The organism is Kribbella swartbergensis (assembly GCF_054784135.1).
The window spans coordinates 41,824-55,950 of the sequence record NZ_BAAGPM010000010.1 but is presented as its reverse complement, the minus strand read 5'-3'; the positions used below and the strand labels follow the sequence as shown (position 1 = coordinate 55,950).

Below are 14,127 nucleotides of genomic sequence, written 5' to 3'. Positions count from 1 at the left end.
CGTCCACCGCAGGCCGACCTTCCCCGCTCGACCCCTCCCGACCACCATCCCCGAGCCCACCCTGCGCGGTCCCGGCCCTTCCGCCCGCACCCGCCCGGCCACCATCCCGTGGCCTGTCCGGCGTGGGCTGATCCATACCTTCCGCCGGACTCCCCCAAACACCGCCGCCCGCCCCGCCGGCGTACTCGAACCGCAACCCCTCCCGATCCCGAATCGCGGCCGCAATAGCCGTCAACACCTCGGGATCAACCCGCGGCCCACCTCCACCGACCGCAACCGTCGCCCCCGCCAACGCCCGTACCCGATGCCGCAACCGCGAAGGCAGCACCTGCTCCAACTTCACCAACGCCCGAACCGACGTCTCCTCGATCCCCGCAATCCCACCCGCAGCCGCCGACCGCAACCCCACCGCAACGGCGACGGCCTCCTCGTCATCCAGCAACAACGGCGGCAACTCCCCACCCGCCCCCAACCGATACCCACCCGCCACCCCAGGCCGCGCCTCCACCGGATACCCCAGCGCCCGCAGCCGCTCCACATCAGTCCGCAAAGTCCGCGTAGAAACCCCCAACCTCTCCGCCAACTCCGCCCCCGCCCAATCCCGCCGCCCCTGCAACAACCCCAACAACCGCAACAACCGCCCCGACGTCTCCAACATCCCGCCATCGTCCCACCAATAGCGGAAGATCCTCTTCCGCAAATCCGCGCGCAACGGCCGGTCCGGCCGAGACTCGCGACCACCTAACCGTCAGAGGACCCCTGGCCAGCTTCCGGAGCTGCGACAACCGTCGCCGCACTGCAGTGGACGGCCGACCAGAGAGGGTTGAGTGGTGGATCAAGCCGCGAGAGTACGCTGCATTCGACCTCCAACGAGGTGTCGGCGTCATTCACCGGAGCCGTCACCACCCCAGGTGAGTCAACCTGAACGTCGAGAAGTTCGCAGGCCCATCAAGACGCATGCCGATCAAGCGCGACGAGAGCGTGCCAACATCGCCGCAGATTCGAGGGGCTGATCCACGATCCGGTCATCGTTCATCAGACTGAGAGCGTCAGCCTCGTCCGTGGCGTCATACGGCCTGGTCGCTGCCACCAAGAATGACTAGCCCGTGGAACTGCCGGCCGCGGGGTGCCAGGCGGGAAGGTGTGCCGCGTCTCGTGGGTAAGCGCGCTGGTCGTCCTCGAGTAGGTCTGGCGTTCCGCCGCCGTCGAATGGCGGTGTGTCGTAGTCGAACTCAGCCTCGAGGCAGGCACCTGGCGTCACGCTGAACACCGCGTTGTACCACGCGCCCTTCCGTCTTCGTACATCTCGTCACGCAGATCGTCGCAGGCCATCTGTGCCTCGGCATCGATGCTCGCGCCAACCTCCACCGAGCCATCCAGCCTCTCAATCGAAAGCTGGGTCTCCATCGTCGCTGCGCCCGCCGACACCTGCACAATCGCCTTCGTCCATCCATCTGGTACGGCCCTCACTGGCCGAACCGATGGTCTCCAAGGTTGCCTGCTCAGGAATAGGCATCAGCACGTCCTCGTCTTTGGCGGCGAGTGTTCCGAATGGTCTGTTGAGGCACGACTGGCCTTAGAGCGGCTCACCACACGCTTCAGCCGCCTCTTGGGCGTTGTCGCCAGCGGTCGGCGTCTGGATCGGCGGAAGAGCACGATCGAGGATGTTGTCGCGCCCGCATCCAGTAAGCCGCCGATGCCCTTGTGCACTACCTTTCAGGCCGCCCGGTCGATCGGCATCGCGGCGTGTCGACTTGCCAGATTGTCACGTCTTCTTCGGCGCCCGTCCGCGCACCTCATCTGCCGGAAAGCGCGCCGCGGATCCATGGAGCTTGCGCCGCGCTGCATCGCGGAGGTCAATCTCCAGTACGTCGGCCAGCCGGACAAGATAGATCAGTACGTCGGCAAGTTCGTCACTGACACGACTGCGCAGCGGCTCGTCACGAACATGTGCGACAGCCCCGTCGGCGGGCAGCCACTGGAACAGCTCTGCGAGCTCACCGACTTCTCCGACGAGGGCGAGTATCAGCGACTTCGGGTCATGAAACTTGGCCCAGTCCCGCTCCTCGGTGAACACCCGCATCCTGTCGCGCAACTCGATCAGATCAGACACGCCGCGAGCATGCCACGAATCCCCCGGATACCGCTCACTGGATAGAGTCTGTGGCGCGGCCCGACGGGCTTCCGCCGAACTCAGAGTTCACAGGACATGCCCCCACCCGCACGACCTTGTTTCGTGCTGCCTGGGGGATTTCGCCCGTGACGCTGTTCCGTCAATCCGGTGCCGGCTTCGTCAAACTGACGCTCGAGGACGCGTTCGCCCGGAGGATCGCTGAGCAGATGCTCTACCACACCGGCCGGCGGGCTGCGCCGGCCGAGCTTAGGTCATGGGAGCGCAGCCTGCCGATCCTGGCCCATGATCTGGAGCAGGCGGGGCTGAACAACGTCGAAGTGCTCGTCGAGCACCACCTGCCACTCACGTCGAAGCGCGCCGACGTCGTTTTGGCCGGTCGCAATCCGCGCACTGGCGGACCGTCGTACGTCGTCGTCGAACTCAAGCAGTGGAGTCGTGCGACCGCGTGGGAGGACGACCGTGAACTTGTCCTGATCGACGGCTACCCGAACGCGCCAAGGCTTCATCCGGTGGCACAAGTCCGCGGCTACTGCGACTATCTCGCGGACTTCTCGAAGTTCCTCGAAGGCCAAACCGATGCACTAGCCGGCGCTGCCTACCTGCACAACGCTGTGTCCGAGGCCGAGGTTCGCGACCTTTACGACTATCCGCAGGACGCGCGAGGAAGGTTGTTCACGGGCGCACGCCGCGGGGAGTTCATCGAATTCCTCCAGGACAGGCTCGATCCGAGGGCCCCCGGTGCACCGTACGCCGACCAGCTGATCACCTCGGCGGTGGCGCCATCGAAGCAGCTGCTCGCCGTAGCGGCCGAGGAGGTCCAACGGCGGGAGCAGTTCGTTCTCTTGGCCGAACAGAAGTTCGCACACTCCATGGTCCTGCATGAAGTCGAGCGCGCTCGAAGCGCAGACCGCAAATCCGTCGTCATCGTGACGGGCGGTCCTGGCAGCGGCAAGAGCGTCATCGCCCTGTCGCTACTAGGCGAACTCGCACGCCGAGGTCGAAGTGTTCTTCACGCGACTGGTTCGCGCTCCTTCACCCAGACCCTTCGCAAGGTCGCGGGTGCACGTCAGAACCGTGTTCAGCGGATGTTCAAGTACTTCAACCAGTTCATGGACGCCGAGCCCAACGAGCTCGACGTCCTGATCCTGGATGAAGCACACCGCATCCGTGAGACCTCCGTCGACCGCTACACCAGGGCCGAGTTCCGCACCGGCCGCCGTCAGGTCGACGAGTTGATCGCAGCGGCGCGCGTTCCCGTGTTCCTGCTCGACGAGAACCAGGTCGTGAAACCAGGTGAGCTCGGGACAGTAGCCGAGATCAAGAGTTACGCCGCGGATCTGGGACTACCGGTACACCTCATCGAACTCGATGCACAGTTCCGATGTGGCGGCAGTGAGGAGTACGTCCAATGGGTCGTGCGCGTCCTCGGCCTCGCTGAGGGTGGACCGATCCCATGGCCGGGTGATCCAGCGTTCCAAGTTCAGGTGGCCGACACACCGGAAGCGATGGAAGCAACGCTTCGAAACAAGGCCGCGGAAGGTTACGGGGCACGGATCGCCGCCGGCTATTGCTGGCCGTGGAGCGATCCTCGGCCCGACAAGACCCTCGTTCCTGACGTTCAGATTGGCTCCTGGGCACGTCCCTGGAACCTGAAGGGTGACCGGAGAGTCGGCGATGCCCCACCCGCAGCCCTGTGGGCCACCGACCCCAACGGCTTCGGGCAGGTCGGCTGTGTCTATACCGCCCAAGGCTTCGAATATGACTGGAGTGGGGTGATCCTCGGCCCAGACTTCGTCTGGCGCAATGGCCACTTCAGGACGGTCCGCGACGCCAACAAGGACCCCGCCTTCCGCAATCGCAAGATCACCGACGACGCCACCTTCGACAGCCTCGTCCGCAACACCTACAAAGTCCTGCTGACGCGCGGCATGGTCGGCACCATCATCTACTCCCCCGACCCCGAAACCCGAGACGCCCTCCACCAACTCGTCAACGGTGATGCCGTCTCAACCAGCCGCCAATGAGCAAACCCAGCGCCTTGTCGGTGGCGCATGGCAAGCTCCTCTCGGAGGGGTGATGGGTTGATGGAATCTGGGATTTACGACGCGTTGGTGACCAATGGGCTGCTTGAGGCGATTGGTCGGGCGGATGGGCAGGTTGCGGTTCTTCAAAGCGTTGATGAGGCCGATCAGCCGGAGGTGCTGGCTCGGCATGTGCGGGACGCCGTACTGCGGACTCTCGGGAGCACACGTGATCAGACTGCGCGAGTTGCACTGGTCAACGATCTGCTTCAGCGCCTTGCTGCGCACGACGACTCCTTGCCCGACGGCCAACCCCGGCAACTGCACTCCGTGCATCCGCCGGCCCGGCCGGGGGAAACGACGTACAGCGACGCTCGGCCGAGTACTCCGCTGTCCGACGCCGCGCTGCTGACGAATTCACACGGAGAGCCGTCGCTTGGGCCTGAGCTTCGCGCCGAGATCGACACCTCGGACGAGGTGGATCTGATTTGCGCATTTGTGAAGTGGTACGGCCTCCGCCTCCTTGAGCCCGAGCTTCAGCGGCTCCGGCTCCGCAACGCACCCTTCCGCGTCATTACGACCACCTATATGGGCGCCACGGATCGGCCAGCTCTCGACCGGCTCGTCAACGACTTCGGAGCCCAGGTCAAAATCCAGTACGACGTCCTGCGCACTCGACTTCACGCGAAGGCCTGGCTCTTCCGTCGCAGGACTGGATTCGACACCGCGTACGTCGGCTCGTCCAACCTTTCCAGGGCGGCGATGCTGGACGGAATCGAGTGGAACGTTCGTCTGTCGAGGATCGCAACGCCCCACCTGCTGAATAAGTTCGGCGCCACCTTTGATACGTATTGGAACGACTCGACGTTCGAGATCTATGACCCCCAGCGCGATCGGGACCGACTCGACGAGGCGTTGGCAACCCTAGGCAACCGGACGACATCAGATCGAGTCACGATCTCGCTTGCGGGCCTGGAGGTCCGGCCTCGGCCGTATCAAGCCGAGATGCTCGAGGAAATCGAAGTCGAGCGCGAGGTCCATGACCGGCATCGCAATCTGGTAGTGGCCGCCACTGGCACTGGCAAGACAGTGATCGCCGCGCTCGACTATCGACGTCTCCGTGATGCCGCTGCTCAGCGGGGCGAGCCGGCGCCTTCGCTTCTCTTCATTGCGCATCGTAAGGAGATTCTGCAGCAGTCGCTCCGCACCTACCGCGAAGTCCTGGCCGACGCGACGTTCGGCGAGGCCTACCATTCAGGTGAACGTCCCGAGCAATGGCGGCACGTCTTCGCGTCGGTCCAGGCACTCACGGCGTACGACGTGACGACGATGCGGCCAGACGCCTTCGATGTCGTTGTCGTCGACGAGTTTCATCATGCCGCCGCACCCACCTATCGCCGTCTGCTCAATCACCTTCAACCTCGGGAACTGCTGGGCCTCACAGCGACCCCAGAGCGCACCGACGGCTTCGATCTTCAAAGCTACTTCGGCGGCCGCACTGCCGTAGAACTTCGTCTGTGGGATGCACTATCAGCGGACCTTCTCTGCCCATTTCACTACTTTGGAATTGCCGACGGCACCCACCTCACCGACCTGGTGTGGCGACGAGGTCGGTACGACGAGCAGCAACTCGAACAGCTGTACACGGGTAACGAGAACCGCGCTGCCATCGTGCTGCGCGAAGTACAAGACAAGCTCACAGATGTGCGGGCGATGAGAGCGCTCGGCTTCTGCGTCTCGGTCGCGCATGCCCAATACATGGCCAATGTGTTCAACCAGGCAGGGATACCGGCACGCGCCGTCTCAGGCACAACCCAACCCGCCCATCGCGAGCAGGCGCTGCGCGACCTTAAGAATCGCCAAGTCAACGCGTTGTTCGCCGCCGACTTGTTCAACGAGGGACTCGATCTTCCGGAGATCGACACCGTCCTGTTCCTCCGCCCCACCGAGAGCCCAACGGTTTTCCTTCAGCAACTCGGCCGCGGTCTACGCCAGGCGGCTGGTAAGCCGGTCCTCACCGCCCTCGACTTCGTCGGTCATCAGCGCAAGGAATTCCGTTTCGACAAGCGCTTCCGGGCACTCACTGGCGACACCCGCAAGGGCCTTGAACGCCAGGTGGAGCAGGGCTTCCCATTCCTCCCAGCCGGCTGCCAGATCGTTTTAGACAAGGTCGCCCAGGAAGTGGTGCTGTCCAACCTCCGAACCCAGGTGGCCGGCCGCTGGCGTGACATGGTCAATGAGCTCAAGACACATGGGGACCAGGACCTGCCGACCTTCCTTCGCGAATCCGGCGTCGAGATCAGCGACGTACTGCGTACCGGCCGCAGCTGGACTGCATTGCGCCGAGAGGCTGGGCTCCACACACGCGTGGGTTCAAGCCAAGAACCTGGTCTCCTGCGCCGCGTACGTGCGCTCGCTCACGTCGACGATCCTGAACGAGTCCTCACCTACCGCCGTCTGCTTCACGACAACGCCCCGACGTACGACGACCTGATGCCGGCTGAACAATCCTTCGCCCGCATGCTCTTCTTCTCTCTCTGGCCAGATGGCGGCGGCTTCGACTCGTACGCGGACGGTTTCAAGGCTCTCCAGCACGAGCCTGCGCTGCGAGACGAACTCCTCGAGGTCATCGAGTTCGCCATGGACCATGCCCGCCACCGGACCGTTCACCTGTCCGGACGACTTCGCGATCTGCCGCTCCGAGTACATGCGCGCTACAGCCGCGAGGAGATCCTCGCGGCGCTCAATTACGCCAACCTGCAACGCCGCCCCAGCACCTTCCAGTCCGGCGTGCTGTACTCACAAGAGAACCAGACCGACGCCTTCCTCGTGACGTTGACGAAGTCAGAGGCGGACTACTCCCCCACGACGATGTATCGGGACTACGCGATCAGCCCCACGCTCTTCCACTGGGAGTCGCAGAGCAACACCTCCGTTGACTCCCCGACCGGCCAGCGCTATCTCAACCACCGAGAGTTGAATTCCAATGTCCTGATCTTCGCCCGCCAACACAAGCTCACCGATTTGGGAACATCCCCTTACCTCTTTCTGGGCCCGGCTACGTACACATCTCACACCGGTGATCGCCCCATCGCCATCACCTGGCAACTCGACCACCCGATGCCCACCGAGATGTTCCAGACGGCATCCGTGGTCGCCTGAGCCACGCTGGATGATCCGAACGCTCCAGCCAACTGCAGACCGGTCAGTCAGCGCCGACTCAGAAGCACGGCTGATCGAACTGAGTGGATTTTCCTGTTGGAAGTGTGGGCGGGGGCGGGGGATGGTGGGGGTATGGACTTCACTTATCTCGGGCGTACTGGGTTGTCGGTTAGTCGGATCGTGCTTGGGACGATGAACTTTGGGCCTCATACCGAGGTGGGGGATGCTCACCGGATCATGGATCGGGCGCATGAGGCTGGGATCAACTTCTTTGATACCGCGAATGGGTATGGGCGGGCGGTCTATCCGGGGCGGACCGAGGAGATCATCGGGGAGTGGTTCGCCAAGGATCCGGGGAACCGGGAGAAGACGGTGTTGGCGACCAAGGTGTACGGCGACATGGGGGTGGAGTGGCCGAATACGAGCAAGTTGTCGGCGCTCAACATCCGCCGCTCGCTCGACGCGAGCCTGAAGCGGCTGCAGACGGACTACGTTGATCTGTACCAGTTCCACCACATCGACCGGGCGACTCCGTGGGACGAGATCTGGCAGGCGATCGAGGTCGCCGTACAGCAGGGGAAGATCCTGTACGCCGGGTCCAGCAACTTCGCCGGGTGGCATATTGCTCAGGCGCAGGCGGCCGCGGAGAAGCGGAACTACATCGGTCTGGTGAGTGAGCAGTCGATCTACAACCTGCTGGTGCGCGATGTGGAGCGGGAGGTGCTGCCGGCGGCTCAGGAGTACGGGCTGGGCGTGATCCCGTGGTCGCCGTTGCAGGGTGGACTGCTCGGCGGGGTGATCCGCAAGGAGAACCAGGGCGTACGGCGGCTGGAGGGCCGGGCGAAGGAGACGCTCGAGAAGTTGCGACCGCAGATCGAGCAGTACGAGGCGTTCGCGGACGAGCTCGGGCATGAGCCTGGCGAGCTGGCGCTGGCCTGGTTGCTGCACCAGCCGGCGGTGACCGGGCCTATCGTGGGGCCGCGGACGATGGAGCAGTTGGAGTCCGCCGTACGCGCGGTGGACATCAAGCTCGACGAGAAGGCGCTCGCGCGGCTCGACGAGATCTTCCCCGGGTACAAGACTGCGCCCGAGGACTACGCCTGGTAGGTCAGACATAAGCGGCCTACCGACCTGGTAGGCCGCCCCAGCAAGCCCGCGACAGCCGGGGCCGGCAATCAGTGCACATGGTCGAGCGCTGCTCAGTCGTCCGCGCCGTACGTCGACTTGCCGCGGGGAAGCCGAGGGTCGTAGGCCGGGATGTGCCGGTCGGCGGCAGACCCGGCTCCCTGATCCCGGTGAAGGAGCCGACGTACCCGGTCGCGGATGCCGATGCGTCCTCCGGCGAGTTCGAACCTGAGCCAGCCGAGCAACTGTCCACCTCGCCGGCCTGCGCCGTGTGCCACCGTCTTACCGTATCGACCGCCGCCGTCGATGTCGTGAGTTGTCTGCTTACTCAACCGAGTCGACGAAGAGGTGGACTGCTTCGCGAGGGTCGGATTGGCGCCAGGCGAGGGCCAGTTCGGCGGGTGGGAGGCCTGCCACGGGGCGGAAGGTCAGGCCGGGGCGTTTGTAGAGGCGGGCGTTGCCCTCGGCGATGAGGGCGATGCCTACGCCGGCGTTGACGAGTTCGAGGACCTCGTCGGCGGCGGTGGCTTCGGCTGCGATGACCGGCGGAGCCGGCCGGGCGTCGAGGGCCAGCCAGAAGTCGCGCAATGCGCCGGCCGCGGCTGGGAGGGCTACGAAGGGTTCGTCGAGCAGCAACGGGAAGGGGATCTCGGCGCGCTCGGCCAACGCGTGTCCTTCAGGCAAGGCCACCCACCGCGGTTCCCGGATCAGGATTCGGGTCGCGATGTCGTCTGCCGAGATGGGGAGCCAGACGAAGGCCACGTCGCTGGTGCCATCGGCGAGACCGGCGGTCGGGTCGTCCCAGCCGACCAACCTCAAGGACACCGTCCAGCCGGGTGCGCGATCGCGGAAGCGCTGGACAGCAGGCCGTTGAAGATCACGGCCGACGGCGGTCTGCATGCCGACGACGAGTTGCCGCGGGTGGCTCAGCGCCCGTGCCTCGGCGTACCCGCGGTCCCAGGCCTCGAGCATCGACTGCGCGACGGGGAGCAGCGCGCTGCCTTGCGACGTGAGCGCGAGGCCGCGGGGCTGCCTGACGAACAGGTCGAACCCAAGGCGGCGTTCGAGGGCTCGCAGTTGCTTGGACAAAGCGGGCTGTGAGACGAACAGACGAGCGGCCGCGGCGGTGACGGTCAGTTCCTCGGCCGTGGCGACGAAGTACCGCAGTTCCCGCAGATGGGCGTCCATAACCAACGGTTATACCAACAGGTCTTGGACGACGCGCCGGCCCCGGCCCAAAGCTGGACCCATGACAAACACTCGCACTCTCGGCGAACTCGAAGTACCCGCCATCGGATTCGGCGCGATGGTGCTCTCCCCCGGCACGTACGGCGAGATCGACGACGACCGTGGCGTCGCCGCGATCCGGACGGCGATCGACGCCGGCGGGACGTTCATCGACACCAGTGACGCGTACGGCGACGACGGCCACAACGAGCGGTTGGTCGGACGGGCGATCCGCGGCCGGCGCGACGAGGTCACGGTGGCGACCAAGTTCGGGCTGAAGTTGCCCGACGCCGCCGAACCGCACCCGGTGAAGGTCGGGTTCGCGTTCGAGGAACTGCTTGTGAACGCCGAGCCGCAATACGTCAAGGGGTACGCCGAGAACAGCCTGCGCAACCTCGGCACCGACGTGATCGACCTGTACTACCTCCACTTCCCCGACCCACAGGTGCCGATCGAGGACTCGGTCGGCGCGATGGCGAAGCTCGTTGCTGAGGGCAAGGTTCGGCATCTCGGCGTGTCCAACGTGACGCCGGAGGAGCTGCGCAGGGCCTACGCGGTTCATCCGATCGCCGCCGTACAGACCGAGTGGTCGATGTGGCGGCCGGTCGATCCGCAACTGCTCGAGGTGGCGCGCGAGCTCGGCGTCGGCGTCGTACCGTGGAGTCCTCTCGGGGCCGGCTTCCTCACCGGGACGGTGCAGCGGCTCGCAGCCGACGACTTCCGGAACAACGCGCCGAGATTCAAGAACCTCGAGGCGAACAACGCGTCGTACGCCGCTCTGCAGGCGCTGGCGGCGGACCTCGGGATCACCCGGAGCCAGCTCGCGCTGGCGTGGTTGCTGCATCAGGATCCCGCGGTGGTGCCGATTCCGGGGAGTCGTACGCCGGCGCACATCGTGGAGAACCTGGCGGCGGCCGAAATCACCCTGCATCCGGACACGTTGGCGCGGATCGACGCCGTGCTCGCCGGGATCGAAACCGTCGGCGAGACGCTACTCCAGGACGCGCGGTGAAGGTCCTCATCGGATCGTCGGCGATGCTGCTCGTCGCCGCTTGCGGGCAGACCACGCCGAGCACGGGCGGGCCGATGGCCGACAGTCCAACTGTCAGCGGGCGGACGCTCACGACCTCAGGTCCAACGACTGGCACGACGTCGCCGGTCGGGGTGCTGCCGGCTGCGCAGGCGTACGTCGATGCCGTCGCCCGGCGCGATCTGGACGGGCTGGTGAAGGCGTTCCACGCCGACGGGCGGATCGTCGACGTCTCGCGGACGATCGCCGGCCACGACTCGATCCGTACCTGGGCCGACAACGAGGTCATCGGCGGCACGCTGCGGGTGATCGAGGTCGTCGAACAACGGCCGGACGGGCAAAAGCTGCTGGTGCACTGGGCGCCCGCCGGATCGGACGGTTGGCGGGCGCACTACGACTTCACCGTCCGCGACGACCGAATCAGCGTCGCGAATCTGCAGTACGCCTGAGGACTAGCTGTGGACCGCCGTCGTCGGGAGCATGCCGATCAGGGCGTCGGCGGCCAGGGAGGCGGCGGGGCTGGTGGGGACGGCTACCGAGACCTGCCAGTCGGAGGCGGCTCCCGGGACCAGCGGGACGGTGACGTGGTCGCCGCGCTTGGCGGCGATGCGTTCGGGGACCAGGGAGACGCCGAGGTTGTGGGCGACGAGGGCCAGGAGCGTGTGTACGTCGTTCACCTCGATGGTGACCGGGTGAGCGACGCCGGCGGCGGCGAAGGCACGGTCCGAGATCGCCCGGGCGCCCCAGGTGGGATCGAAGTCGACGAACGACTCCCCCACCAGATCGGCCAACGACACCGCGGACGCGGACGCCAGCCGATGGTCGGGAGCACAGACGAGAACCATCGACTCCTTGGACAGCGGACGCAGGTCGAGGCCGTCGACCGGGTCGCCGGCGGTGGCGACGAACGCGACGTCAAGGCGGCCGGAGGCGAGTTCGTCGAGCATCGGCGTGGAGCCGCCCTGGCGCACCTCGATCTCCACCCCCGGATAGGCAGAGCGGAACTTGGCGAGCAACGCCGGTACGTCGACCACCCCCAGGCACTGCTCGAGCCCGACCGTCAGGTGACCGCGCAGCAGCCCCTGGACCGCGGCGACGGCGTCCTTGGCGGCTTCAGCGGCGGCGAGGGCACGACGTCCCTCGCACAGAAGAGCCCGTCCCGCCTCGGTGAGCTCGACGCTGCGGGTGTTGCGGACGAACAGCGGCGCCCGCAGCTCCCGCTCGAGCGCGCGGATCGACGCGGACAGGCCCGACTGCGAGATCGACATCGCCTCGGCAGCACGGGTGAAGTGCTTCTGCTCGGCGACCGCGACGAAGTGCTCCAGATGCCTCAGCTCCATGACTAAGAACTCTAGTCGATCACCAGGAATCGATTTTCCTGTCTCAGCCCTGACCAGGAGTGACGGCCCGATGATCGGTAGGGTGAGGGCATGGCGGATGAGTTTCGGGTAGAGGTCGAGCTCGGCAGTGACGAGCACGGGCTGACGTTCTGGGAGCGGCTGCGGGCGCTGGATCTGGACGACGACGCGCGCAAGCGGCTCGGGAGCCGGGTGACGGTGACCCGCGACGGGAACCGGATGCTGCTCTACACTTACACACTCGAGGACGCCCAGGAGGCGGAGCGGACGGTCAAGGAGCTCGTTGCCGACGACAACCTGCAGGCCGACTACACCATCACCCGGTGGAACCAGGCGGAGCAGGAGTGGACGGACCCGAGTGCGCCGGTCGGTGAGCGCGACGCCGCGAGCGACGCGGCGAAGAACGCCGACGTGGAGGTGCCGGATCCCCGCTACGTGGTGATCCAGGCGTACAAGCCGGAGTTCCTCCGCGACCTCGGGCTGTAACCGACCAGACTGCTCCGATGAGCCACAGTCGGCAGACCCGGACGCTCGTCTTCGACACCGATATCGGGTCGGACGTCGACGACGCCATGGCGCTCGCCCAGATCATGGGTACGCCGGAGCTCCGCCTGCACTCGGTGACCACGGTGTACGGCGACACGCTCCTGCGTGCCCGGATCGCGCGCCGGTACGGCGTACTCGCGGGCCGCGACATCGCCGTACACGCAGGGCAAACGACCCCACTGTCCCGTCGCGAGGTCTGGTGGCCAGGTCATGAGGGCACGCTGCACGAAGGCCTGGAGCGGGAGACCGTCGCGGAGCGGCCCGCCGTCGAGCACCTGATCGCCACTCTGAAGGCGAACCCAGGCGAGATCGACGTCGTGGCCGTGGGGCCGCTGACCAATATCGCGGAGGCGCTCGGACGGGAGCCGCGGGTGGCGACGTGGATCCGTCACCTGTGGATCATGGGCGGGATGTTCCCACCCGCCGGCAAGGCGGAGCACAACTTCAAGAGTGACGCTGTTGCCGCCCGGACCGTCCTGTCGGCCGGCATTCCGACCACGGTGACCGGACTCGATGTGACACAGCAGGTCGGCGTCGACCAGTCGGGGCTGGAGTCGATCGGGGCCGCGGGAGCACTCGGTGCGGCTCTGCGGGCGGACATCCAGCAGTGGTGGCAGTTCTGGCAGCGGGAATGGAACGTGCCGCACGATCCGGTCGCGGTGCTCACCCTCACCCGGCCCGAATTGTTCACCTTCTCCGACCCGGGGAAGGTCGAGATCTCCGTCGGCGACGACGAAGGGACGAGCACGTTCGTCCCCGACGACGCGGGCACCGTCCGGCTCGCGCTGACCGTCGACGGGCCGGCCGCCGTCGCGGCCATCATCGAGGCGATCCAACGAGCCGGGCGAAACGATCCGGTGGGAGCGAGTAATCCACCCGGAGGCCGGTGATGGTCGCCCCTGGCGACGACGCGGGTCGTCCGGCCGCTGACGTGCGCGTCGAACTGCGGCCCGTGGGTGAAGGCGATCTGTGGATGTTCCGGCGGTTCGCGGTCGAGCCGGGCTTGATCGGGCTGGACTGGGGTGGGTTCCGCGACGCACAGGCGCCGGCACGGCGGTTCGCCGAGGACGGGTTCCTCGGGCCGGACGGTGGTCGGCTGATGGTCGTCTCCGGTGACGATCCGGTGGGATTCGTGATGTGGTCGTCCGGTTCGTACGACAAGGTCACGACGTACTGGGAGATCGGGATCGCGCTGCTGCCGCAGTACCGCGGGCGCGGGATCGGATGGCGTGCGCAGGCGATGCTCGCCGACTACCTGTTCGAACACACGCCGGTGCAACGGATCCAGGCCGCAACGCATCCGGAGAACCTGGCCGAGCAGAAATCGTTGGAAAAGGCGGGTTTCCGGCTCGAAGGGGTGATCCGGGCCGCGGAGTTCCGTGCTGGGAAGTACCGGGATGGGTACTTGTACAGCAGGTTGCGGGACGACCCGGGACCCGTGGTCGACAACGGTTCGGTGACGGGCACGGGCAACGGCACGTCTGGGGAACCCTCGGAGCATTAGTCTCGGCGTTTCGTTGCAGG

12 protein-coding genes and 1 pseudogene are annotated in these 14,127 nt (G+C 66.0%); 8 read left to right on the top strand and 5 right to left on the bottom strand.

Annotated features, from left to right (window positions below):
* Nucleotides 1-166: 166 nt before the first annotated feature.
* Together ACYVOK_RS06360 and ACYVOK_RS06355 are read right to left on the bottom strand one after the other, a co-directional pair.
* Nucleotides 167-658 (bottom strand): annotated as a pseudogene (locus ACYVOK_RS06360) (helix-turn-helix transcriptional regulator); the annotation flags it as partial.
* Between the two features lie 1,107 nt (nucleotides 659-1,765).
* Complete coding sequence (locus ACYVOK_RS06355) at nucleotides 1,766-2,113, bottom strand: nucleotide pyrophosphohydrolase (protein WP_460661311.1); 348 nt, start codon at nucleotides 2,111-2,113, stop codon at nucleotides 1,766-1,768.
* 146 nt (nucleotides 2,114-2,259) lie between these two features.
* Here ACYVOK_RS06355 and ACYVOK_RS06350 point away from each other — a divergent pair, with 146 nt between their 5' ends.
* The 3 genes from ACYVOK_RS06350 (at nucleotide 2,260) to ACYVOK_RS06340 (ending at nucleotide 8,424) form a co-directional block, all read left to right on the top strand.
* On the top strand, nucleotides 2,260-4,158 hold the full coding sequence (locus tag ACYVOK_RS06350) for a DNA/RNA helicase domain-containing protein (RefSeq protein WP_460661310.1): 1,899 nt from the start codon (nucleotides 2,260-2,262) through the stop codon (nucleotides 4,156-4,158).
* Between the two features lie 60 nt (nucleotides 4,159-4,218).
* Nucleotides 4,219-7,317 carry a DUF3427 domain-containing protein gene (locus ACYVOK_RS06345; protein ID WP_460661309.1) on the top strand — a complete coding sequence of 1,033 codons (3,099 nt, stop codon included), beginning with the start codon at nucleotides 4,219-4,221 and terminating at the stop codon, nucleotides 7,315-7,317.
* A 132-nt stretch (nucleotides 7,318-7,449) separates the two neighbouring features.
* Entirely contained in the window at nucleotides 7,450-8,424 is a 975-nt protein-coding gene (locus ACYVOK_RS06340; RefSeq protein ID WP_460661308.1) for an aldo/keto reductase, read from the top strand.
* Nucleotides 8,425-8,516: 92 nt separating this feature from the next.
* Here the strand turns inward: ACYVOK_RS06340 and ACYVOK_RS06335 are convergent, their stop codons facing one another.
* Nucleotides 8,517-8,720: a hypothetical protein gene (locus ACYVOK_RS06335; protein WP_460661307.1), complete on the bottom strand. Its 204-nt coding sequence runs from the start codon at nucleotides 8,718-8,720 to the stop codon at nucleotides 8,517-8,519.
* A gap of 46 nt (nucleotides 8,721-8,766) precedes the next feature.
* Nucleotides 8,767-9,630, bottom strand: a complete 864-nt coding sequence (locus ACYVOK_RS06330) for a LysR family transcriptional regulator (protein WP_460661306.1) — start codon at nucleotides 9,628-9,630, stop codon at nucleotides 8,767-8,769.
* Between the two features lie 61 nt (nucleotides 9,631-9,691).
* Between ACYVOK_RS06330 and ACYVOK_RS06325 the strand changes: the two genes are divergently transcribed.
* The gene (locus ACYVOK_RS06325) at nucleotides 9,692-10,681 is read left to right on the top strand and encodes an aldo/keto reductase (protein ID WP_460661305.1); all 990 of its coding nucleotides are present in this window, start codon (nucleotides 9,692-9,694) and stop codon (nucleotides 10,679-10,681) included.
* On the top strand, nucleotides 10,678-11,148 hold the full coding sequence (locus ACYVOK_RS06320) for a nuclear transport factor 2 family protein (RefSeq protein ID WP_460661304.1): 471 nt from the start codon (nucleotides 10,678-10,680) through the stop codon (nucleotides 11,146-11,148). Before ACYVOK_RS06325 ends, ACYVOK_RS06320 begins: the two co-directional genes overlap by 4 nt.
* 3 nt (nucleotides 11,149-11,151) lie before the next feature.
* On the opposite strand, the gene ACYVOK_RS06315 is transcribed toward ACYVOK_RS06320, so the two are convergent.
* Complete coding sequence (locus ACYVOK_RS06315) at nucleotides 11,152-12,039, bottom strand: LysR family transcriptional regulator (RefSeq protein ID WP_460661303.1); 888 nt, start codon at nucleotides 12,037-12,039, stop codon at nucleotides 11,152-11,154.
* A 90-nt stretch (nucleotides 12,040-12,129) separates the two neighbouring features.
* On the opposite strand from ACYVOK_RS06315, the gene ACYVOK_RS06310 reads away from it, so the two are divergent.
* From ACYVOK_RS06310 to ACYVOK_RS06300, 3 genes are read left to right on the top strand one after another with little or no spacing between them, the layout of a single operon-like run.
* Entirely contained in the window at nucleotides 12,130-12,543 is a 414-nt protein-coding gene (locus ACYVOK_RS06310; RefSeq protein ID WP_460661302.1) for a hypothetical protein, read from the top strand.
* Between the two features lie 17 nt (nucleotides 12,544-12,560).
* Nucleotides 12,561-13,493 (top strand): nucleoside hydrolase, encoded by a 933-nt coding sequence (locus tag ACYVOK_RS06305; RefSeq protein WP_460661301.1) that lies wholly within the window; start codon nucleotides 12,561-12,563, stop codon nucleotides 13,491-13,493.
* Nucleotides 13,493-14,107, top strand: a complete 615-nt coding sequence (locus ACYVOK_RS06300) for a GNAT family N-acetyltransferase (RefSeq protein ID WP_460661300.1) — start codon at nucleotides 13,493-13,495, stop codon at nucleotides 14,105-14,107. Before ACYVOK_RS06305 ends, ACYVOK_RS06300 begins: the two co-directional genes overlap by 1 nt.
* Nucleotides 14,108-14,127 lie beyond the last annotated feature (20 nt).

Coding starts and splice junctions, on each gene's coding strand:
- ACYVOK_RS06315 (WP_460661303.1), bottom strand. CDS start 12,039: ATGGAGCTGAGGCATCTGGAGCACTTCGTCGCGGTCGCCGAGCAGAAG.
- ACYVOK_RS06305 (WP_460661301.1), top strand. CDS start 12,561: ATGAGCCACAGTCGGCAGACCCGGACGCTCGTCTTCGACACCGATATC.
- ACYVOK_RS06300 (WP_460661300.1), top strand. CDS start 13,493: ATGGTCGCCCCTGGCGACGACGCGGGTCGTCCGGCCGCTGACGTGCGC.
- ACYVOK_RS06345 (WP_460661309.1), top strand. CDS start 4,219: ATGGAATCTGGGATTTACGACGCGTTGGTGACCAATGGGCTGCTTGAG.
- ACYVOK_RS06330 (WP_460661306.1), bottom strand. CDS start 9,630: ATGGACGCCCATCTGCGGGAACTGCGGTACTTCGTCGCCACGGCCGAG.
- ACYVOK_RS06340 (WP_460661308.1), top strand. CDS start 7,450: ATGGACTTCACTTATCTCGGGCGTACTGGGTTGTCGGTTAGTCGGATC.
- ACYVOK_RS06310 (WP_460661302.1), top strand. CDS start 12,130: ATGGCGGATGAGTTTCGGGTAGAGGTCGAGCTCGGCAGTGACGAGCAC.
- ACYVOK_RS06325 (WP_460661305.1), top strand. CDS start 9,692: ATGACAAACACTCGCACTCTCGGCGAACTCGAAGTACCCGCCATCGGA.